The organism is Rhizobium sp. SL86 (genome assembly GCF_026672545.1).
GTDB lineage: Bacteria > Pseudomonadota > Alphaproteobacteria > Rhizobiales > Rhizobiaceae > Neorhizobium.
In genome coordinates, this window is record NZ_JAPPRJ010000001.1 from 528,219 (window position 1) to 549,108 (window position 20,890).

Annotated in this window: 23 protein-coding genes; 16 read left to right on the plus strand and 7 right to left on the minus strand. The window is 62.7% G+C overall.

Translation table 11 applies throughout. The features are described 5' to 3' along the window. Positions 1-22: 22 nt before the first annotated feature. Genes OU993_RS02860 through OU993_RS02870 form a run of 3 tightly spaced genes read right to left on the minus strand, consistent with a single transcriptional unit; the run spans position 23 to position 2,125 of the window. Complete coding sequence (locus OU993_RS02860; RefSeq protein WP_268154751.1) at positions 23-484, minus strand: DUF5680 domain-containing protein; 462 nt, start codon at positions 482-484, stop codon at positions 23-25. A gap of 13 nt (positions 485-497) precedes the next feature. Beyond that, positions 498-914 (minus strand): GNAT family N-acetyltransferase, encoded by a 417-nt coding sequence (locus OU993_RS02865; RefSeq protein ID WP_268154752.1) that lies wholly within the window; start codon positions 912-914, stop codon positions 498-500. Positions 915-937: 23 nt separating this feature from the next. Then, the gene (locus OU993_RS02870) at positions 938-2,125 is read right to left on the minus strand and encodes a winged helix-turn-helix domain-containing protein (RefSeq protein WP_268154753.1); all 1,188 of its coding nucleotides are present in this window, start codon (positions 2,123-2,125) and stop codon (positions 938-940) included. Between the two features lie 131 nt (positions 2,126-2,256). On the opposite strand from OU993_RS02870, the gene OU993_RS02875 reads away from it, so the two are divergent. Genes OU993_RS02875 through OU993_RS02885 form a run of 3 tightly spaced genes read left to right on the plus strand, consistent with a single transcriptional unit; the run spans position 2,257 to position 4,139 of the window. After that, positions 2,257-2,937: an energy-coupling factor ABC transporter ATP-binding protein gene (locus tag OU993_RS02875; RefSeq protein WP_442792921.1), complete on the plus strand. Its 681-nt coding sequence runs from the start codon at positions 2,257-2,259 to the stop codon at positions 2,935-2,937. Continuing rightward, entirely contained in the window at positions 2,931-3,536 is a 606-nt protein-coding gene (locus tag OU993_RS02880) for an energy-coupling factor transporter transmembrane component T family protein (RefSeq protein ID WP_268154755.1), read from the plus strand. The genes OU993_RS02875 and OU993_RS02880 overlap by 7 nt, the downstream gene beginning before the upstream one ends. Positions 3,537-3,575: 39 nt before the next feature. Next, on the plus strand, positions 3,576-4,139 hold the full coding sequence (locus OU993_RS02885; protein WP_268154756.1) for a biotin transporter BioY: 564 nt from the start codon (positions 3,576-3,578) through the stop codon (positions 4,137-4,139). A 16-nt stretch (positions 4,140-4,155) separates the two neighbouring features. Here OU993_RS02885 and OU993_RS02890 read toward each other — a convergent pair whose 3' ends face one another. After that, positions 4,156-4,548: an acyl-CoA thioesterase gene (locus OU993_RS02890; protein WP_268154757.1), complete on the minus strand. Its 393-nt coding sequence runs from the start codon at positions 4,546-4,548 to the stop codon at positions 4,156-4,158. Between the two features lie 163 nt (positions 4,549-4,711). Between OU993_RS02890 and OU993_RS02895 the strand changes: the two genes are divergently transcribed. From OU993_RS02895 to OU993_RS02915, 5 genes are all read left to right on the plus strand, one after another. Further along, complete coding sequence (locus OU993_RS02895) at positions 4,712-5,647, plus strand: histone deacetylase family protein (protein ID WP_268154758.1); 936 nt, start codon at positions 4,712-4,714, stop codon at positions 5,645-5,647. Between the two features lie 2 nt (positions 5,648-5,649). Beyond that, the gene (locus OU993_RS02900; RefSeq protein WP_268154759.1) at positions 5,650-5,904 is read left to right on the plus strand and encodes an exodeoxyribonuclease VII small subunit; all 255 of its coding nucleotides are present in this window, start codon (positions 5,650-5,652) and stop codon (positions 5,902-5,904) included. 36 nt (positions 5,905-5,940) lie between these two features. Then, the gene (locus OU993_RS02905) at positions 5,941-6,066 is read left to right on the plus strand and encodes a hypothetical protein (RefSeq protein ID WP_268154760.1); all 126 of its coding nucleotides are present in this window, start codon (positions 5,941-5,943) and stop codon (positions 6,064-6,066) included. A gap of 67 nt (positions 6,067-6,133) precedes the next feature. Next, positions 6,134-6,394, plus strand: coding sequence for a CopG family ribbon-helix-helix protein (locus OU993_RS02910; protein WP_268154761.1), 261 nt, complete (start codon positions 6,134-6,136; stop codon positions 6,392-6,394). Then, positions 6,391-6,708 carry a type II toxin-antitoxin system RelE/ParE family toxin gene (locus OU993_RS02915; RefSeq protein WP_268154762.1) on the plus strand — a complete coding sequence of 106 codons (318 nt, stop codon included), beginning with the start codon at positions 6,391-6,393 and terminating at the stop codon, positions 6,706-6,708. The genes OU993_RS02910 and OU993_RS02915 overlap by 4 nt, the downstream gene beginning before the upstream one ends. A gap of 32 nt (positions 6,709-6,740) precedes the next feature. On the opposite strand, the gene OU993_RS02920 is transcribed toward OU993_RS02915, so the two are convergent. Continuing rightward, positions 6,741-7,979, minus strand: coding sequence for an ROK family transcriptional regulator (locus OU993_RS02920; protein ID WP_268154763.1), 1,239 nt, complete (start codon positions 7,977-7,979; stop codon positions 6,741-6,743). Between the two features lie 184 nt (positions 7,980-8,163). On the opposite strand from OU993_RS02920, the gene xylF reads away from it, so the two are divergent. The 6 genes from xylF (at position 8,164) to OU993_RS02950 (ending at position 15,250) form a co-directional block, all read left to right on the plus strand. After that, entirely contained in the window at positions 8,164-9,204 is a 1,041-nt protein-coding gene (gene xylF / locus OU993_RS02925; RefSeq protein ID WP_268154764.1) for a D-xylose ABC transporter substrate-binding protein, read from the plus strand. A gap of 152 nt (positions 9,205-9,356) precedes the next feature. Continuing rightward, positions 9,357-10,610 carry a sugar ABC transporter permease gene (locus tag OU993_RS02930; protein WP_268157475.1) on the plus strand — a complete coding sequence of 418 codons (1,254 nt, stop codon included), beginning with the start codon at positions 9,357-9,359 and terminating at the stop codon, positions 10,608-10,610. A gap of 11 nt (positions 10,611-10,621) precedes the next feature. Continuing rightward, entirely contained in the window at positions 10,622-11,407 is a 786-nt protein-coding gene (locus OU993_RS02935; RefSeq protein WP_268154765.1) for an ATP-binding cassette domain-containing protein, read from the plus strand. 142 nt (positions 11,408-11,549) lie between these two features. Further along, entirely contained in the window at positions 11,550-12,509 is a 960-nt protein-coding gene (locus OU993_RS02940) for a TAXI family TRAP transporter solute-binding subunit (RefSeq protein ID WP_268154766.1), read from the plus strand. A gap of 267 nt (positions 12,510-12,776) precedes the next feature. Then, entirely contained in the window at positions 12,777-14,894 is a 2,118-nt protein-coding gene (locus tag OU993_RS02945) for a TRAP transporter permease (RefSeq protein WP_268154767.1), read from the plus strand. Further along, on the plus strand, positions 14,891-15,250 hold the full coding sequence (locus tag OU993_RS02950) for a DUF1850 domain-containing protein (protein ID WP_268154768.1): 360 nt from the start codon (positions 14,891-14,893) through the stop codon (positions 15,248-15,250). Before OU993_RS02945 ends, OU993_RS02950 begins: the two co-directional genes overlap by 4 nt. 4 nt (positions 15,251-15,254) lie before the next feature. Here OU993_RS02950 and OU993_RS02955 read toward each other — a convergent pair whose 3' ends face one another. Continuing rightward, positions 15,255-16,163 carry a homocysteine S-methyltransferase family protein gene (locus OU993_RS02955; RefSeq protein WP_268154769.1) on the minus strand — a complete coding sequence of 303 codons (909 nt, stop codon included), beginning with the start codon at positions 16,161-16,163 and terminating at the stop codon, positions 15,255-15,257. Positions 16,164-16,469: 306 nt separating this feature from the next. Between OU993_RS02955 and OU993_RS02960 the strand changes: the two genes are divergently transcribed. Continuing rightward, the gene (locus OU993_RS02960) at positions 16,470-17,159 is read left to right on the plus strand and encodes an Abi family protein (protein WP_268154770.1); all 690 of its coding nucleotides are present in this window, start codon (positions 16,470-16,472) and stop codon (positions 17,157-17,159) included. Positions 17,160-17,221: 62 nt separating this feature from the next. Here the strand turns inward: OU993_RS02960 and OU993_RS02965 are convergent, their stop codons facing one another. Further along, the gene (locus OU993_RS02965) at positions 17,222-19,405 is read right to left on the minus strand and encodes a DEAD/DEAH box helicase (RefSeq protein WP_268154771.1); all 2,184 of its coding nucleotides are present in this window, start codon (positions 19,403-19,405) and stop codon (positions 17,222-17,224) included. 544 nt (positions 19,406-19,949) lie between these two features. Here OU993_RS02965 and OU993_RS02970 point away from each other — a divergent pair. After that, positions 19,950-20,867, plus strand: coding sequence for a pirin family protein (locus OU993_RS02970; RefSeq protein ID WP_268154772.1), 918 nt, complete (start codon positions 19,950-19,952; stop codon positions 20,865-20,867). Positions 20,868-20,890 lie beyond the last annotated feature (23 nt).

Genomic DNA, 20,890 nt, shown 5'->3' on the forward strand with positions numbered 1-20,890 from the left:
AACATGGTCCGTTTGTGCGGCTTCACGGTACGACCAGACCGCCGTGATAATTCATCCGATAGACCTCGCGGCCATCGGCGAAGATGCGTTCGAGGCCGACGAAGCTTTGAGGATCTCCCTCGCTCTCATCGGCATAACGATAGAGGCCGACCTCCATGGAAAAACCGCCGAGGAACCGGCCCTCACGATACATGGCAGGTAGCGCCGTGCGGATGACATGGCCGGCCCGCGCGCCGTCGATCGCTGATGGATCCAGCACGCGGCCATAATAGTTCATCACCCAGACCGGTTCGTCGTGCCACCAGACGATCTCCTGTCCGAGAAAATCCGTGCCGCCGAAATAGCTGTCGCGATAGGCCCAGTCGCCGCGCCGATACTGAAGATCGTGCGCCCCGGTGCGTGACGAGGGCGCCTTTGCCCCGCCGCCGACATAGGTGGCGGCCTTGGCTTCGACGATGAAATCGTGCAGTTCCGCGTGATCCATCGCCCTCTTTCCCCTATCGCTTGACGCGCGACATGCCGACCGAGCGCGGTGCCGTTTCGGCGAAACCGAACTGGCCGTAGAGACGGTTGGCCGGCACGTCGGCGATCAGGCTGACATAGGCGGTCGCCGGAAGTTGGGTTTCGATGTAATCGCTCAGTGCCCGCATGATCCACTTGGCAAGCCCGCGGCCCTGATGCTCCGGCTGGATGGCGATGTCGGTGACCTGAAAGAAACAGCCGCCATCGCCGATGAGGCGGCCCATGCCGACCGTCTCGTCACCCCGCATCAGGCAGACGGCGAAGATCGTGTTCGGCAAGCCCTTCTCCGCCGCCTCACGCGAAAAGGGCGTAAGGCCGGAGACCAGGCGCAACCGCATATAGTCTTCGATGTGGGGTGTACGTGCTTCGATCCGGTAATCGTCAGTCGTCATGAAAATACAAACCCTTATTGTTGTCAGCCACGCCAATCCGGCAGGAACTCGACCCTGTCGACGCCGGAGAAACGGGCGAGCCGCTCCAGTTCCGCGTCCAGCTTTTCCAGTCGGCCGGCGCTTGCACGGATAGCCGGTTCCCACCAGAGGCGCTTGACGATAAGTGCTCCCGCCTTGCGGTCTGCCTTCATGTCGATGCGGCCGACCATTCGGTCGCCTTCCAGCAAGGGAAAGACGTAATAACCGTACTGCCGCTTCGGCTCGGGCACGAAAACCTCGATCCGGTAATTGAAACCGAACAGGCGTTCGGCGCGGTCGCGGTCACGCAACAGCGGATCGAAGGGGCTGAGCACCCTCAGACGCGCCGGCGGTTCGGGCGCTTCCAGAAGGGACGGCAGTTGCTCGGCAAAAACGAAGGAGGGACGCTTTCTTCCATCGACCGTCTGCAGCTCGACCTCTGTGAGTTCCGCGCGATGGTCGGCCACCCAGACCTTCGCCTCCTGCGGTGTGACAAGATCGAAGAAGGCGGCGATTTCACCCGAGGTGGCAAAACCGAGCCGGGTGAGCGCCGAACGGCAGGCCCAGTCGATAAAGGCGTCGTGCTCGACCTCCGCTTCGAAATGGTCGGGCGGGATCACCCGTTCGGCGAGATCATAGACCTTCTGGAAATTTTCGCGCCGGGCGATGGCAAGCTTGCCAGTGTGCCAGAGGAATTCCAGCGCCGTCTTGGACGGATGCCAGTTCCACCAGCCGCCGGATTTGTGATCCTCCGCCTTCACCTCACGCGCCATGACCGGGCCATGATCGCGGATGCGCCGATACGTCTCCTCAACGGCGGAATCATACCCCTCCCCCTGCCATTTGCCCCAGTTTTCGCGGATGCGGACCTCGCGGCGCACGAACCGGTGCTTCCAGAAGGGAAAGAAGGCGGACGGGATGATCGAGGCATCATGCGTCCAATGCTCGAACAGGCTGCGATCCTCTTCGAGAAGTGCGGTCAGATGTTCGCGGCGATAGGTCTGGTTGCGGGAAAACAGGATCTGGTGATGCGCGCGCTCCACCGTCTGGATGCTGTCGACCTGCACGAAACCGAGATCGTGGATCAGGTCGCGCAAGCCATCCCGCCCGAGCAGGCGGTTGGGCGGCCGGGAAAGCCCCTGCCGTTCGAGAAAGATGTGCCGGGCCTGCCGGTTGTCGATCAGAATCGTCATACATCCGAGGCTAGAGGATGTTCGTGTTTTGTTCAACAGGTGTGCGGGTCTCAATGGAAATTTCCGGCGTTTCCCTGCGAAGATGCAGGGTCTATAGAGGCGTGAGTTTCTGGTAACGAGTGGCCGACCACGTGCACATCCTCTTCGATCAGGCGGACCTGCGATACGGCGAACGGATCGCGCTTCATCCGCTGAGCCTTGAACTGACCGACCGGCGCATCGGCGTCATCGGGCTGAACGGGTCCGGCAAGACGAGTTTTGCCCGGCTGGTGAACGGGCTTGCCAAGCCGAGCCACGGCCGGGTGACGCTGGATGGGCTCGACACCGTGACCGACGAAAAGGCGGTGATGGCGGCGACCGGTTTCATCTTCCAGAATCCCGGCAACCAGATCATCCTGCCGATCATCCGTGACGATATTGCGCTCGGGCCGAAGAGCCGCGGGCTGAAGGGTGAAGCGCTCGATCAGGCGGTCGATACCGTGCTCACCCGTTTCGGCATTGCCGATCTCGCAAGCCGGCGCCCGCATGAACTGTCCGGCGGTCAGTTGCAGCTTGCCGCACTCGCCGCCGTGGTGGTGACTGAGCCGAAGCTGATCCTGTTCGACGAACCGACCAACCAGCTCGATCTCAAGAACCGCGCCCTGGTGAAGGCCGCGATCGACAGCCTCTCGGAACAGGCCATCGTCATCAGCCACGATCTCGATCTGGTGCGCGATTTCGGGCGAGTGCTGGTGTTTCACGAAGGGCGGCTTGCCTTTGATGGCGCCGGCGAGGTCGCGATTGCCCGTTACCTGGAGATCGCCGCATGCTGAACAGCCTGCATGTGGAGGGCCGCACCTTGCTGCACCGGCTGCCCGCCGGGCCGAAACTCGCTCTGCTGGCAGCGGTCAGCCTTGCGCTTTTCTTCGTACAAAGCCTGCCGATCCTCGCCCTCTCTCTGGCGGTCACCGGCCTGCTCTATGGAAGCCTCGGCCTTTCGGCGGGCGAAGCGCTGAAACGCATCCGGCCGGTGCTGATCACCATCCTCCTGTTTGCCCTCGTCAACCTCGTGCTGATTTCCGCGACTGAAGCGCTCACCACGACGCTCAGGCTACTGTCCGTTCTTTTGTTGGCCGCCAGCGTGACCGCGACGACCACGATAGCCGCCTTCATGGATGTGCTGACGAAACTGTTCTTGCCGCTGGAACGTCTCGGCCTGCTGAAGGCCGCCGATATCAGCCTCGCCGTCGGGCTCGTGCTGCGGTTCGTGCCGGAGATCGCCGCCCGTTACGAGGGATTGAAGGAGGCGCACCGGGCGCGCGGCCTGCCGGTGCGGCTGTCGCGAATCCTCGGACCGCTGATCATTTCGACGCTGAAGGATGCCGACAGCATTGCCCAGGCGATTGACGCCCGCGGCATTCGGGGCCAGTAAACAGGGCGTGACCACTGTCACGTCTTTGAGGAGATTTTCATGACGACCAGAGATTTGGTGCTTGCCGCCCTGTTCACCGCCATCATCATCGTGCTGGGCCTTATCCCGCCGGTGAGCCTTGGCTTCATCCCGGTGCCGATCACCGCCCAGTCGATGGGCGTCATGCTGGCCGGAACCATCATCGGCGCCCGGCGCGGTGCACTTGCTTACGGGCTTTTGGTGCTGCTGGTGGCGATCGGCCTGCCGGTGCTGTCCGGCGGCCGCGGCGGCCTCGGCGTGCTGATGGGGCCGACTGCCGGCTACATCTTCGGCTGGGTCATCGGCGCCTTCGTGGTGGGCCTTCTGGCCGAACGTTTCGTGCGCGAGGGCCAGCCGGCCGTTCGCCAGATGGCGGGCTTCTTCCTTGCCAGCCTGATCGGCGGCATCGTCGTGGTTTATGCGATCGGCATGCCGGTTGTTTCGCTGATTGCCGGCACGCCCTTCTCCAAGGTGGTCATGGGCTCGCTTGCCTTCCTGCCGGGCGACGTACTGAAGGCCGCAATTGCCACGCTGGCCGCCCGCGCAGTGATGGTGGGGTATCCGCTTCTGCCGCAGAAGGCGTGACGCCCAACGCGACCGGCTATTCCAGATACTGGTAAAGCCAGTCGCGCAGTTCCTCCGGCAGCGGCACCGGTTCGCCGCTGTCGGCATCGCAGGCGCTCCAGACGATCTCGGCTTCTGCGACGAGATCCTCGCCGCGATACATCAGGACGGCAAACCCTGCCGTTTTGCCGCCGATCTTGCTGGCGCGCACGGATGTCTTCACCTCGTCGCCGAAATGTAGCGCCTTGTGCAGCTGGCAGCTGACCTTCGAGACACAGAAGGCCGGATCGGAGGCTTGTGGCGCGCGCGCTGCCCAAAACTGGCCGAGCGCCTCTTCCGCATAGGCCAGATAGGCGGAGCTGTGCATCTCACCGCGCATGCCGACATCCCGAAAAGGTACGCTGAACACATAAGGATTTGCCTGGCTCACGGTCTGCCCATCTCCCTTGCCCCCGCATTGGCCCTGACTTGACCTTGCCCATTAAAGACGACAGTGCTGTGGTGAACAAGTCGCCATGCGCAGACACCTTGAAAATTACGGGTTTTTGCGCCATCTCGGCGGGGCTTTCCTCTCGCGGCAGGAGCTTGCCGGAATGACCACGCGCCTTTACGAGCACTCGATCTTCCTGGAACACAATACGCCGAAAGGCCATCCGGAACGCGCCGACCGGCTGCGCTCGCTGGCGCTTGCGCTGGAGCACCCGAATTTCGCCCGGCTGGAGCGGCTAAAAGCGCCGCAGGCAAACGAGGATGCGGTGATGCTGGCGCATCCCGAAAGCCATTTTTTCTCCGTCATGCGCGAGATTCCGGAGGAGGAAGACCTGATCCGCCAGATCGAGGCGGACACGCATGTAAGTTCGAAAAGCCTGCAGGCGGCGCTGACCGGCATCGGCGGCGCAATGGCCGCCGTCGACGACGTGTTCACCGGCAAAGCCGACAATGCCTTCGTCGCCTCACGCCCGCCCGGCCATCATGCGGAAAAGACCAAGGCGATGGGGTTCTGTCTCTTCAACAACGTGGCGATCGCCGCCCGCCATGCGCAAAAAACCTATGGCGTGGAACGGGTCGCGATTGTCGACTGGGACGTGCATCACGGCAACGGCACGCAGGACATTTTCTGGGATGATCCCTCCGTGCTGTTCTGCTCTACCCACCAGATGCCGCTCTATCCTTGGTCGGGCGAGAAGGACGAGACCGGCGCGCATCGCAACATCGTCAATGCGCCGCTGGAGCCGAATGCGGCGGGTGATCATTTCCGCGAGGCCTTTGCCGACCGCGTGCTGCCGGCGCTTCACAATTTCCGGCCGGACTTCATCCTGATCTCCGCCGGTTTCGACGCCCACCACCGCGATCCGCTGGCGCAGATCAACCTCGTCGGCGACGATTTCGACTGGGCAACCGGAAGGCTCATGGAAATAGCCGGGAAATACGCTGGCAACCGGGTCGTCAGCCTTCTGGAAGGCGGTTATGATCTGGAAGGGCTCGCCGAATCGGCGGGCATGCATATCCTGAGACTGATGAAGGGTTGAGTATGGCGGAGAGCGCAACAGTCCACGACGTGAGCGGCTACACCTTCGAAAAGGCCGTTGCGGAACTGGAAAGCATCGTGGCACGCCTGGAACGCGGCGACGTGGCGCTGGATGAATCCATCGCCATCTACGAGCGCGGCGAAGCGCTCAAGAAACACTGCGAGCAGTTGCTCTCGGCGGCGGAAAACCGCATCGAAAAGATCCGCCTCGACCGCTCCGGCAAACCGCAGGGCGTCGAGCCGCTCGACGGCGAATAGTCCGGAACCGTTTCTGCCGAAGCGCGTTGATGGCGCATGGCAAAAGACACCGGACACAAGGCCCGCAGCGGCATGATCACCTTCGTTCTCACCATCTTCGCGCTGGCACTTCTGCTGGCGGGGATCTACATGTTCGGCTTCACGCCCGGCGAGACCAACTGAGGTGGGAGATTTGACGTCCCTGTAACCTTGGCTTACCTTCCTTGTATTACAAATGGAGGGAAAAGCGATGACGGAACGTGAGCTATCAGATCCGATCAGCATGCGCCTGCCCATCGATATCCTGTCGGACATCGAGGAGATCGCCAGCATCTGCCAACGCAGCCGAAGCTGGGTCTTTGTTCGTGCCATGAAGGCCTATCTTGCCGCGGAGGGACGCGAAATCCTCGACCTCGCCCAGGCGCGACGGGATATCGAAAATGGCGAGGGCCAAGACCTCGATGAGGTGATTGCCGAAGTTGACGCGATTCTCAAGGATGCGGCTGCGTGAAAGTCACTCTGTCGCCGAAGGCGCTGGAGTATGTCAGACGCGAGGCCCGATATCTCAGCGCAGTCAGTCCCAAGGCCGGGCATGAGTTCAGCAACGATCTGAAGCGGCTGCGGCATGATCTTTTGCGTTTTCCCGAGATGGGAAAAGCGAATGACGAAATTCCGATTCCGGGCGTGCTGCGCTTTGTCATGGGCGCTTATCTCGTCGATTACGAGGTTCGGGGAAAACAGATTCTGATCCTGGCGATCCGCCATGGTCGGGAGCGTCCGCCGGCATTGGAACTGGGCGACGACTTCGACGTCGAGGATCAGTGATCAGGCTCGCTCAAGCTCGACAGTCAAAATCCCTACCGCAGCGCCGCAACCTTGAGATCCACTGCCGATAGCGTTCGATCCACATGGCCGTCGAACACCAGTTCGGCCTCGTTCGACACCACCTCGATCTTCGGCGGGCCGTTCAGGCGCACATGCAGCGACTGGCGCAAGCCTTCTTCCATTCCACCCGCAAGCAGATCGTAGAAGCGTGTTCCCGGCCCGGTGACGGTGATCGGCATCGTCTCGTTGAGACTCAGCACCCGCGACAGTCCCTGCCCCAGAGCAAGCCCCGCCTGGCGGAAGGCATATTGTGCCATGCGCGCGCCCTGGCGGGCCGAGACGGCGATCTTTTCGATCTCCGCAAGCGGCACAAATTTGGCGGGGATCGTGTTTGGCGGGACCTGGAAGGCAAGTCTCAGGATGCCGTAGAAGCCGGCGGTCGCCTCGATGCAGCCGCGCGAACCGCAGCGACAGAGACGGTCGTCCACCGCATTCAGCATATGGCCGAAATTCGGAGCGCTGACCGTGAGCCCCCCGCCGGAAAGCCGGGCGATGCCGAGACCGATGCTGTGGCCGAGCGAAAGCGCGATGAGGCCGCTGAAATCGCCTTGTGACCGTTGCGCCATCGCCTTGCGGGCAGCCGCATGCGCCACCAGTAGCGTCTCGTTGCTGACAAACAGATCAGCCCCGGGATAAGCGCCAAGCAGCGAGGAAAACTCCACCGTCCTCTCCCCGAAGACAGGTGACCAGACGAGACGACCGGCGTCGGGGTCAACGATGCCCTTGCTTGACAGAGAAATCGCCCCGATCGATCCGGGGGACAGTTTCGAGCGGTCGATCAGCCGGGCGAAGGCCTCCGCCATCTCGGTCAACAGGCTGCCCGGTGTGCCCGACACCAGGTCGCGCGGGCGGCTGAAACGGTCGATCATCGTGCCGCCGTAATCGGCCAGCCCGTAATGCAGCTGATCGGACGAAATCTGCACCGCCACCACATGCGAAAAGGTCCGGCGACGGGCAAAAAGCACACGCGGTCGGCCGCGACCACCAGACGCCGCCTGCTCCAGCCGCTCGATCGCGCCGACACGCTCGAGGTCGGCGGTCACCGCCGTGACGGTGGCAGAGGCCATCCCCGTGCGCTCCGACAGATCCGTATGCGACAGCCGGCCGGCCTCCCGCAAGGCACCGAGAACCGCTGCCAGATTGTGGCGACGCAGTTGCTCCGTGCCCGGCTTCACGGCCTGCGAGGGATTGAGCGGAACGGCAGTGGCCATGTTTTGGACCAGAGGCTGAAAATACTGAAATTGGTGCTGTTGACAGGCTGAAAATCATCTGACAGATATTTTCTCGACTGTCGAGAAAAACAATCTCCCTCAGGGGTAGCGGGGTTCATCGACGGTAGGTCAAGCGGGAGAGGCAGACGAGGAGGTCGGCCACCGCGTCAATCGGGAGGTTCCTATGAAATCAGTTTTGAAGCTGATGGCCTGCGCGGCTGTCATAACGGCCGTTCACGCTCCGGCCTTCGCCAAGGACAAGATCATCGGCGTATCGTGGTCCAACTTCCAGGAAGAACGCTGGAAGACGGATGAGGCAGCGATCAAGAAGGCGCTCGCCGCCTCCGGCGACAAGTACATCTCGGCTGACGCCCAGTCGTCTGCCGCCAAGCAGCTAACCGACATCGAAAGCCTGATTGCCCAGGGCGCCAACGCACTGATCGTTCTGGCGCAGGATTCGTCCGCCATCGGCCCGGCCATCGAAAAGGCCACGGCAGAAGGCATCCCGGTCGTCGGTTATGACCGCCTGATCGAAAACCCGAAGGCCTTCTACATCACCTTCGACAACAAGGAAGTTGGTCGCCTGCAGGCCAAGGAAGTGTTCAAGGCCAAGCCGGAAGGCAACTATGTCTTCATCAAGGGCTCGTCGTCCGACCCGAACGCCGACTTCCTGTTCGGCGGCCAGATGGAAGTGCTGAAGGCTGCGATCGATTCCGGCAAGATCAAGAATGTCGGTGAAGCCTATACCGACGGCTGGAAGCCGGAAAATGCCCAGAAGAACATGGAGCAGTTCCTCACCAAGAACAACAACAAGGTCGACGCCGTTGTTGCCTCGAACGACGGCACCGCCGGCGGCGCGATTGCAGCTCTGACGGCTCAGGGCCTTGCCGGTTCGGTTCCGGTCTCCGGCCAGGACGGTGACGCGGCTGCGCTGAACCGCGTGGCACTTGGCACGCAGACGGTCTCCGTCTGGAAGGACGCGCGCGAACTCGGCAAGAACGCCGCGGAAATCGCCGTGGCACTCGCCGATGGCAAGAAGATGGACGAGATCAAGGGCGTGCAGACCTTCAGCGGCGGCCCGAAGAAAGTGCCGATGAAGTCGGTCTTCCTGACCCCGATGGCGATCACCAAGGACAACCTGAACGTCGTGATCGACGCGGGCTGGATCACCAAGGCTGCCGCCTGCCAGGGCGTCAAGGCCGGTTCGGTCAAGGCCTGCAACTGATCTGAAACACAGATGGCTGGCGCGTCGCTCCTCAAGCGGCGCGCCTTTCGCCCGTCCAGGGATGGACCGGCACGAACAGGGAGAACGGCAAGGGCATGGCCGAAGCAACCAATGTCAACCGGGCGGCGGTCAGCACCCCCGCCGAAAACCCGATGAAGCGCCTGCTGCGCGCCACGGAACTGGACACACGCCTGCTCGGCATGATCGGCGCCATGCTGATCATCTGGATCGGCTTTGATATCTTCACCGGCGGTCTGTTCCTGACCCCGCGCAACCTGTGGAACCTCTCGGTGCAGACGGCCTCCGTGGCGGTCATGGCGACCGGCATGGTTCTCGTCATCGTCACCCGCAACATCGATCTCTCCGTCGGCTCGATCCTCGGGTTCGTCGGGATGATCATGGGTGTGCTGCAGGCGGAAATCCTGCCGCAGATCCTGGGTTTCGAACATCCGCTGATCTGGGTGATCGCGCTTGCCGCCGGGCTTCTGCTCGGTGCGGCGATCGGCGCACTGCACGGATCCATCATCGCCTTCCTCAACGTGCCCTCCTTCATCGTGACGCTCGGCGGCCTGCTCGTCTGGCGCGGGGCCACCTGGTTCGTCACCAGCGGCCGCACCGTGGCACCGATGGATGCGACCTTCAGGCTGATGGGCGGCGGCACGAACGGTTCGATCGGCGCCACCTGGAGCTGGATCGTCGGACTGCTGGCGTGTGCCGCGATCGTCGCGATCATCCTCAATTCGCGCCGGCAGCGTTACCGCTTCGGTTTCCCGCTGCGCCCGGTCTGGGCGGAAGTCTTTCTTTCCGGCGTCGGCTGCGCGATCGTGCTCGTCGCAGTCTGGGTGGTCAACAGCTATCCCTGGCCGATCAACATCGCCCGCAACTATGCCGAAGCCAACGGCATTGCCTGGCCGGAGGGTGGCCTGTTCATCGCGCATGGCATTGCGGTTCCGGTGCTTGTCGCGCTTGCCGTCGGCATCGTGATGACCTTCATCTCGACCCGCCTGCGCTTCGGCCGGTACGTCTTTGCCATCGGCGGCAATCCGGAAGCCGCCGAACTTGCCGGCATCAAGACCCGTTGGGTCACCGTCAAGATCTTTGCGCTGATGGGGGCGCTTTGCGCCATCGCAGCCGCCATCTCCACCGCCCGCCTCAATGCCGCAACCAATGCGCAAGGGGAGCTGGACGAACTCTACACGATCGCCGCAGCCGTGATCGGCGGCACCTCGCTTGCCGGCGGCACGGGCACCATCGCGGGCGCCATGCTGGGTGCCCTCGTCATGCAATCGCTGCAATCCGGCATGGTGCTGCTCGGGATCGATACGCCCTTCCAGCGCATCGTCGTCGGCATCGTCCTGGTGGTGGCCGTCTGGCTCGACACCATCTATCGCGGCCGCAGCCGGTAACGGAGGACATCATGTCAGACAAACACACTCCGCTTGTCGAGATGCGCAACATCTCGATCTCCTTCGGCGGCATCCATGCGGTGGACAATGCCTCTGTGGATCTTCACGCCGGCGAGGTCGTTGCGCTTCTCGGCCACAATGGGGCGGGCAAATCCACCCTCATCAAGATCCTCTCCGGCGCCTATCGGCGTGATGCGGGCGAGATCCTGATCAACGGCCAGGCCGCCGACATCAACAATCCGCGCGATGCCAAACAATATGGCATCGAGACGATCTACCAGACGCTGGCGGTTGCCGATAACGTCGATGCCGCCGCCAACCTTTACCTCGGCCGCGAGCTGCGCACCCCCTGGGGCACGCTGGACGATGTGGCGATGGAGGCGAAGGCGCGCGAGGTGATGGGGCGGCTCAACCCCAACTTCCGCCGGTTCAAGGAGCCGGTGAAGGCGCTCTCCGGCGGCCAGCGGCAATCGGTGGCGATTGCCCGTGCGATCCTCTTTGATGCGCGCATCCTGATCATGGACGAACCGACCGCGGCACTCGGGCCGCAGGAAACCGCACAAGTGGGCGAACTCATCACCCAGCTGAAGCGGGAAGGCATCGGCATCTTCCTGATTTCCCACGACATCCACGACGTGTTCGATCTCGCCGACCGGGTGTTCGTGATGAAGAACGGCAAGGTGGTCGGCCATGCGCGCACGGAAGACGTGACGAAGGACGAGGTGCTCGGCATGATCATCCTCGGCAAGGTGCCGCCAGGCGCCGTGCCGGGTCCGGGCGCCATGCAGGAGGCTTAACGCCTGCCACGAGAACCGACGGCAGCGCCTATCAGCGCTGCCGTATAAGACAATAGTCCAATAGTCGAAGCCTGCAGCAATTGACCACCCCTCCCCCGCACTCCATGATGCAGGACAGTGAACACGACTTGGGAGGGTCATCATGAAACAGATCACACGCCGCGCCGTTCTTGCCACCGCCATTGCCGCCGGGCTTTCGGCGGTCGCGCCTTCGGCAAACGCCGCGGAATTCATCAATGTCCTGACCGGCGGCACCTCTGGTGTCTATTATCCGCTCGGCGTCGCGCTGTCGGAAATCTACGGCCAGAACATCAAGGATTCGCGCACGCAGGTGCAGGCCACCAAGGCCTCCGTCGAGAACCTCAACCTGCTGCAGGCCGGCCGCGGTGAAATCGGCTTTGCGCTCGGCGATTCCGTCAAGATGGCCTGGGACGGCAACAAGGAGGCCGGATTTCCCGGCAAGCTGGACAAACTGCGCGGCATTGCCGGCATCTATTCCAACTACGTGCAGATCGTCGCCTCGAAGGAGTCCGGCGTGACCTCGCTTGCCGATCTGAAGGGCAAGAGCCTGTCGGTCGGCGCGCCGAAATCCGGCACGGAGCTCAACGCCCGCCAGATTTTTGAGGCCGCCGGCATGTCCTACAAGGATCTCGGCAAGACGGAATACCTGCCCTTTGCCGAATCCGTCGAGCTGATCAAGAACCGCCAGCTGGATGCGACCCTGCAATCGGCAGGTCTCGGCGTCGCCTCGATCCGCGATCTCGCCAGTTCGCTGCCGATCAATGTCGTGGCCGTGCCGGCCGATGTGGTGACGAAGATCGGCGCGCCCTATACGGCCGCCACCATTCCCGCCGGCACCTATGACGGCCAGACGGCCGATGTGCCGACCGCAGCCGTCGGCAATTTCCTCGTCACCCATTCCGGCGTCTCGGACGAGACCGCCTACCAGATGACGAAACTTCTCTTCGAAAACCTGCCGAAGCTGACCGCGGCCCATGCCGCCGCCAAGGCGATCGACGTGAAAAAGGCGCTGAATGGCATGCCGGTGCCGCTGCATCCGGGGGCGGAGCGTTATTACAAGGAAGTCGGACTGATCAAGTAAGGGGTGGCATCTTGCCATCGCCCGGGTGTCGGAAACGCCCCTCATCCGGCTGCCGCCACCTTCTCCCCGCCTGACGGGGAGAAGGGATATGCCGCGCCCTCACCTCCTCTTTCGGACCCGGCCGCGGGGCACGTCCCCTCTCCCCGCAAGCGGGGAGAGGGTTAGGGTGAGGGGCTTTTGCCGGAGAACGCAGGAAAAGTGACGGCACGTCATCTGTCGGCGTTCAATGAAGCCTCCGCGAAGAAGACCAATCAGTGTGGGACACGCATGACACAGACCCTGGTGGAAAAGGAAGCAGCGGTCGAGATCGAGGAGGCCCATACGGAAGGGTTGCCCTCCGGTTTCGGCGAAGGGCCGATGGGCCGTATCGCCTTTTGGATCGCCTTTTGTTTTTCGCTGTTCCAGCTGTGGACCGCAGCCTATGGCACCATGCCGAGCCAGGTGGTGCGCGCCATGCATGTGGGCTTCCTGCTTTTGCTCGGTTTCGGGCTGATCGGCAATCTGGTGGCAAAGACACCCGCCGGGCGTCTCTGGTTCTGGGGTCTCGGCCTCCTCGGCTTTTCGACCGGTATCTACAACTGGGTCTTCTACGAAGACCTGATCCTGCGCAGCGGGTTTCTGACCCCTGTCGATCTCGTGGTCGGCAGCATCGTCATCGTGCTCGTCTTTGAGGGCGCGCGCCGCCTGATGGGCCTACCGCTGACGATCATTTCGGGCATCTTTCTCGCCTACTGTTTCTTCGGCCAGTATTTTCCCGACCCCTTCGTGCATCGTGGTTATGATTTCGAGCAGATCATCGAGCATTTCGGCTTCGGCACGGAGGGCATCTACGGCACGCCGATCTATGTCTCGGCCGCCTATATCTTCATCTTTGTCGTGTTCGCCTCCTTCCTGGAGCGCGGCGGGATGCTGGGCCTGTTCAACGATTTCGCGCTCGGTCTCGTCGGGTCCTGGAAGGGCGGGCCGGCGCAGGTCTGCGTCATGTCCTCGGCGCTGATGGGCACGATCTCCGGCTCCGGCGTTGCCAATGTGGTGGCAAGCGGCCAGTTCACCATTCCGCTGATGAAGCGTTTCGGTTTCCGTTCCGCCTTTGCCGGCGGGGTCGAAGCGACATCCTCGATGGGCGGGCAGATCATGCCGCCGGTGATGGGGGCCGTTGCCTTCATCATGGCCGAGACGCTGAATGTACCTTATGCGGACATCGTCAAGGCGGCGCTGATCCCCGCCATCCTCTATTTCGGCGTCTGTTTCTGGATGGTCTATCTGGAGGCCGGCAAGGCGGGGCTTGCGGGGCTCGCCAAGGCGGACCTGCCGAACCCGTGGGCCGCGGTGAAGGAACATTGGCCGCTGATCCTGCCGCTCGCCGCTCTCGTCTACCTGCTGTTTGCCGGGTACACGCCGATCTTTGCCGGCACGATGGGTTTGGCGCTCGTCGTGGTGCTTTTGCTCGGCATGCCGCTTGCCGCGCGCATCGGGCCACTCGCCTTCCGCATCGTCTTCTGGCTGGCGATCGGTTTTGCCGCGAGCGCCTTCCTGAAATTCGGCGTCAACATCCTCGTGTTCATCATCCTTGGCATGATCGCCGCCTGTTTCTTCGTCAGGGGTGGCCGCGACACGCTGGTGATCTGCCGCGATGCCATGGCGGAGGGTGCGAAGAACGCGCTTCCCGTCGGCATTGCCTGCGCGATCGTCGGCATCGTCATCGGCACGCTAACGCTGACCGGCATCGCCTCCACCTTCATCGGCGCGATCATTCGCATCGGTGAGGAGCACCTCTTCCTGTCGCTGGTGCTGACGATGATCACCTGCCTGATCCTCGGCATGGGCATCCCGACGATCCCGAACTACATCATCACCTCGTCGCTCGCCGGGCCGGCGCTGCTGGAACTCGGCGTGCCGCTGATCGTCAGCCACATGTTCGTCTTCTATTTCGGCATCATGGCGGATCTGACCCCGCCGGTGGCACTCGCCTGTTTTGCCGCGGCCCCGATGGCGAAAACCTCCGGCCTCAAGATTTCCATCGAGGCGACGAAGCTTGCGACAGCCGGCTTCGTCGTGCCCTTCATGGCCGTTTATGCCCCGGCGCTGATGCTGCAGGATGCCGGGCCGATCGCGGAGGCCTGGGGCTATCCGGTGGAGGTGGCCTATGTCTTCTTCAAGGCCTGTTTCGGCATCGGGCTCTGGGGCGCGGCGGTGGTGGGTTATCTGTTTGCGCGGCTGAACCTTCTGGAGCGCGCCGTGGCACTGGTGGCCGGCGCGTGCATGGTGCTCGCCCTGCCCTTGACCGACGAGATCGGTTTTGCGCTCGGTTTTGCCTTCATCGCCTATCATTACGTAATGGTGCGACGCGCCAAGACCGCCGGTCCGCTCGCCGGTGCACCATGAGCCTTTGCGTCCTGACGGCGGGCAAGGTGGCGGTGATTGCCGCCTCCAGCTTCACGCTGAGCTGGACCCATTCGGTGGAAAAGGTGGAATGGCGCGAGAATTACCACGTCACACCGGCGGGGCTCCAGCTTGAGGAGGCGGCCATCAAGGGCTCCGGCGCCGGTATGGAGCCGGGTCCGGATGCCGCGCTAGAGAATGGCTGGTGGGTCTGGCAACCGCAGCTTGCGGCGCTACCCCGCCTGACGCTTGCCGCTTCCGGCGCCACAGGCGCGGGTTGGCGCCTCTGCCATGCGGGTGGCTGCCTGACGCTCGGCGAAAAGACCGGCGATGAGGTGGTGGTCGAACCGTGCGGGTGAGCCGCTACCGAGCCCTCAAAACACCGGCGAGCGTGTGGATATGCGACGCGCCAATGCCGCAGCAGCCACCGATCATCGAGGCGCCGGCATCTGCCCAGCGGCAGGCAAAACGCGAATAGACGTCGCTTGTCAGGTCCTTGCGTGTCTCGTGCAGGCCCTCATTGGCGGCACTTTCGTCCGTATCGCTGTCAAACGCATTGGCATAAACGCCGATCGGCATCGAGACGCCCTTGGCGCGCATCGCCTCTGCCGCCACCTTGACGGCGGCTTCCATCACTTCCGGACGGGCGCAGTTGAAAAGCAGCGCCTCGGCGCCAGACCCTGCGGCCCAGAGCGCCGCATCCGCCACGGTTTCACCGGAGCGCAGTTTCGGCTTGGCGCCGGCCACCTGGGCCGCGTCATCGGCCAGCGTGAACGAGATCCAGAAGGGTTTGCCGGTCTTTTCCACCGCCACCCGCACGGCCTCTCCCTCGGCAATCAGGGACAGCGTTTCGCCCAGCCAGACATCAATGAAGGGTGACAGGTTCTCGACCAGCACGGAGAGATAATCCTGCACCCGCGCCGGATCGAAATTCTGCGGCTCGTAGGACCCGAAGATCGGCGGCAGACCACCGGCAACCGTGACCGGACGTCCCGCCGCATCGGCCGCCTCGCGCGCCAATTGGCCCGACAGCGCAATCAACGCCGCACCCTCCTGGGCGAAACGCTCCTCGCCGATATGGAAGGGCACCAGCGCATAGGAATTGGTGGTGATCACATCGGCGCCGGCGGCGATGAATTCCTCATGCACCTGGCGGACGATCTGCCGGCAATCGATCAGGGCGAGCGCCGACCATTCCGGCTGCTTCAACTCCGCTCCCAGGCGAACGAGTTCGCGGCTCATGCCGCCATCCAGAATGCGAAGCGTGGTCATGCGAAAAATCCTCTATCCCTGCCCTCGCGTGGCGATAGCGCATCAGAGGACGAAGCGGAACAGGTTTTTCGTTGCACGATAGAGTCGGGGAAAGATCACACCATCAGGAGGGGTTCGCCGAGAGTGCGATAGAGTCTGCTTCTCGTCCGAAGTGATGGATTTTCAGATTGTCTTCGCAACCATTAGGCGCAAAAATCGATAGGCGCCTCGCCAATGGCCGCTGAAATGCATCACCCCGGGCATATGTCGGACGAGCCGACAGGGACGCACCGGAGTGTTCATTGATAATATAACGTGGGCAGGTCCATGGATCAATATCTGAAGGATATTTCCGACGATCAGCTCTCCCTGATCGTCTCAACGATCGGTCAGGAGAGACTCAGCACCTATCTCGCATCCATGACGTCCTTGCGCGACGCACTGCAACTCTACCAGACGAATGGTCGGCTGGCGAAGCATGTACACGAGGTCATGGGCGGTTTCGAAATTGCTCTGCGCAATCGAATCTCGGCCTCAATCGCAAGCCATTATGCTCGCGAAGACTGGTATCGGTGCCGAGCCTTCGTTCAACATCTGAATGCCGAACGCCGCAAGAACATTCGGGAAATTCGTGCCCGCCTGAAGTCACAGAAGCAGGACGAACGATCCGGCAGAATTATCGCCGGCCTTTCCCTACATTTCTGGATCTCGCTCCATGAGAACAAATATCGCGACAGTCTTTGGACGCCGCATCTGCACAGGATATGGCCGAAGGGTGAGAACCTGAAGAAGGTCCACAAGGATCTGCTCAAGGCGCGCGATCTGCGCAATCGGATTGCTCATCACGAACCCATTTTTCAGGCACGCTGGCATGACCGGATCGACAGCATCTGGTATCGATTCGAGCAACTGGCTCCTGAAACGGCTGACTGGTATCGATGCCGACTGAAAAGAAAGATCGAAACCCTCCGAAGCACCTGCATGGAACACAGCCTCCAGAAGATGGATTCGCCTTGACGTCGAAACCATGTCGACGGGCGGGCCGCTGATGGCGCGGCCCGCCCGTCGTGTTCAGAACGTCAGTTCCAACGGTCCTTGCCGTTCGCCTTTTTCGGCTTGCCCTTGCCGGCGGCGGGTTTTGCCGGCTTGCCGGCGGGTTTGCCGCCGTCCTTGAAGGCGGGCTTGCCGTCCTTCTTGAAGGGCTTGTCCTTGAAGGGACGGTCACCGGCAGGTTTGTCCCCAAACGGCTTTTCGCGGAAAGACCGGTCGCCCGCGGGCTTGTCGGCATAGGAGCGTTCGCCATAGGGGCGGTCACCGGCCGGGCGGTCACCGGACGATTTTTCGCGATAGGGCTTGTCGCGGAACGGTTTGTCGAAGCTCTTCGTCTCGCGCCCCTCGCCACCGGCATAGGTCGGTTTTGCCTTCGGCTTGCCCTTGCTCCAGTCATCGCGGCTGCGGTCTTCGCGAGGACGCTCATCACGAGCGCGGTCGTCACGGCCACCCTCGCGCGGGGCGTCGTTGAACTCGCGGCGCGGCGGGCGGTCCTCGTAGCTGCGCTTCTCGAAACTGCGCGGCTCGGACTGGCGGGAAAGGTCCGGCATGCCGTCCAGCACGGTCACCCGTACGCCGCGTTCCAGCATGCGGTTGGGGCCGATGGCGCCGAGGAAGGTATCGGCCACATCGGCGGACAGTTCCACATAGGTTTCCGTCTGCTGCATCTTGATCGCGCCGATGCCCGACTTGGTGATGTTGCCGTTGCGGCAGAGCATGGGGATCAGCCAGCGCGGTTCGGCATTCTGCTTGCGGCCGACCGACAGCGACAGCCAGATGGCGGGGCCGAAATCGCCGCGCGGCGTGCGCGGAGTGGAGGGGAAACTTTCGCCAGCCTCGCCGCGCGCGTCGAAGCGATCATTGCTGCGCTCGCGCGGTTTGCGGGGACCGTCGATCGAGATCTCGATCAGGTCTTCCGGCGCTGCATTGTTGTTGCGGTGCAGGTTGACGAAGGCGGCGGCGAGCTTTTCGGCGCCATAGGCTTCGACCAGCCGCGCGACGAGATCCAGTTCCTCTTCACGCACCTCTTCGGAAAACACCGGATCGGCGAGAAGACGTTCCTGGTCGCGGACAATCACCTCTTCGGCGGACGGCGGCAGCACCCAGGCGGGCGTCACGCTGGCGCCCATCAGAAGACGCTCGGCCTTGCGGCGCTGGTTGACCGGCACGATGAAGGCGCTGATGCCCTTGTTGCCGGCGCGGCCCGTGCGGCCCGAGCGGTGCAGCAGGGTTTCCGAATTGGTCGGCAGGTCCGCATGGATCACGAGCTCGAGACCCGGCAGGTCGATGCCGCGCGCGGCGACATCGGTCGCGATGCAGACGCGGGCGCGACCATCGCGCATGGCCTGCAGCGCATGGGTGCGTTCGTTCTGCGTCAGTTCGCCGGAGAGCGCCACGACCGAGAAATTGCGGTTGCTGAGGCGGGCCGTCAGGTGGTTCACGTTTGCGCGCGTCGAACAGAAGACGATGGCATTCTTCGCCTCGTAGAAACGCAGCACGTTGACGATGGCGTTTTCACGGTCGGAGGGGGCCACCATCAGGGCGCGGTATTCGATATCCGCATGCTGTTTTTCTTCGGACGCTACCTCGATGCGCACCGCATCACGCTGGTACTGCTTGGCAAGCCGGGCAATGCCCGACGGAACCGTGGCGGAGAACATCAGCGTGCGGCGGTCATCGGGTGCCTGTTCGAGGATGTATTCGAGATCCTCGCGGAAACCGAGATCGAGCATCTCGTCGGCCTCGTCGAGTACGGCAACGCGGACTTCCGACATGTCGAGCGCATTGCGGCGGATATGGTCGCAGATGCGGCCGGGCGTGCCGACGACGATATGGGCGCCGCGTTCCAGAACCCGGCGTTCGGTGCGGATATCCATGCCGCCGACGCAGCTTGCAATCACCGCGCCGGTCATTTCATAAAGCCATTCGAATTCGCGCTTCACTTGCAAGGCAAGCTCGCGGGTCGGCGCGATCACCAGTGCCAGCGGCGCCTCGGCGCGGCCGAAACGCTCCATGCCCTCCGGCAGCAGCGTGGAGGCCATGGCCATGCCGAAGGCGACCGTCTTGCCGGAGCCGGTCTTGGCGGAGACCAGCGCATCGGCATTGGCCAGATCCGGGTTCAGCATCGCCTGCTGCACGGGGGTGAGGGTTTCATAGCCGCGTTTCGACAACGCCTTGGCAATCGCCGGAACGGCGTTATTCAGTTCGGACATTTCAAGGTCTTTCGGAGCAAGGCGCATTTTCGCGCGAAGGGCCGCGACAGACCGCGGCATACATGGCGCCCGCTGTAGCGATTTGCAGGTGAAATGTCAAAGCGGATGCGCAGGCGGGGCTTTCGCGCTCGCGACAGGGTAAATGAACAAGACGGAATAGATCTGTGGTGGCATAGTGATGATCCGTGCCTCTGGCACCGGACCTTGCTCTGATCAACCGGGTTTGTCGGGCTGGTGCAGCGAAGACGTGCGGGAAAATAAGGCCCTCTCTGGCCTGTCGGCGTTCGTCGCTGCAATCGATTCACTGGATCGATTGCTTCGCTTCGCGAACCGCTCCTCACCCCACCACAAGGGGGGAGAAGACTCGCGGCAACGCCTCGCCCAACCAGAGCGCCCGATCGCCGAAGCGCTCTCTATGAAGGGCACCGATGGTGCGGCAGGGTTAAGCCCCTCCCCTTGTGGGAGGGGTTGGGGAGGGCCTCTTTCTCCCTAAATGAACATTCCAAAGCCGAGTGCGTGCGGCACCATAAACAGGAGAAAGCCGATGTCCTTCTTTCCCGGAACCGATCCCGACGCGGGCGATGCCTTTGCCTGTGACGCCATCGAGAACCTGATCATTCCGCGCTCCAGCGATATCGGCGGATTTTTCGTGCGCCGGGCGCTGCCGACGCGCCAGCGGCGGCTCGTCGGGCCGTTCATCTTCTTCGACCGCATGGGCCCGGCGATCCTGAAGGCGGGCGAGGCGCTGGATGTGAAACCGCATCCGCATATCGGGCTCTCCACCGTCACCTATCTCTTCGACGGCGAGATCAAACATCGCGACAGCCTCGGCACCGAACTTGTCATCCGCCCCGGCGACGTGAACCTGATGACGGCTGGGCGCGGCATCGTGCATTCCGAGCGCACGCCGGAAAATCTGCGCGGCCATCCGCTGTCGATGTCCGGCCTGCAGACCTGGCTGGCGCTGCCGGACGACAAGGAGGAGATCGATCCGGCCTTTGCCCATACGGCCAAGGAAAACATGCCGATCATCGATCTCGCCGGTATCAGCGGACGCGTGGTGATGGGCTCGCTCGACGGCCTCTCCTCACCGGTCGAAACCTTGACCGATACGCTTTATGCGGATCTCGCGCTTGCCGCCGGGCGGCGTTTTCCCTTTTCCGCCGCGCATGAGGAACGGGCGATCTACATTCTCTCCGGCTCGCTGATCGTGGCCGGCGATCGGTTTGCGGCGGACCAGTTGCTGGTCTTCCGACCGGGCGACGAGATCACGCTCGAAGGCGGGCCGGAGGGCTGTCACTTGATGCTGTTCGGCGGCGCGGCGCTGAATTCCAAACGTTATATCTGGTGGAACTTCGTCTCTTCGTCCAAGGAACGGATAGAACAGGCGAAGGAAGAATGGCGTACGGCCCGGTTCGATATCGTGCCGGGGGATGAAGACGAGTTCGTCCCTTTGCCTTGAGACGGTTTTCCGCTAGAAGCGCG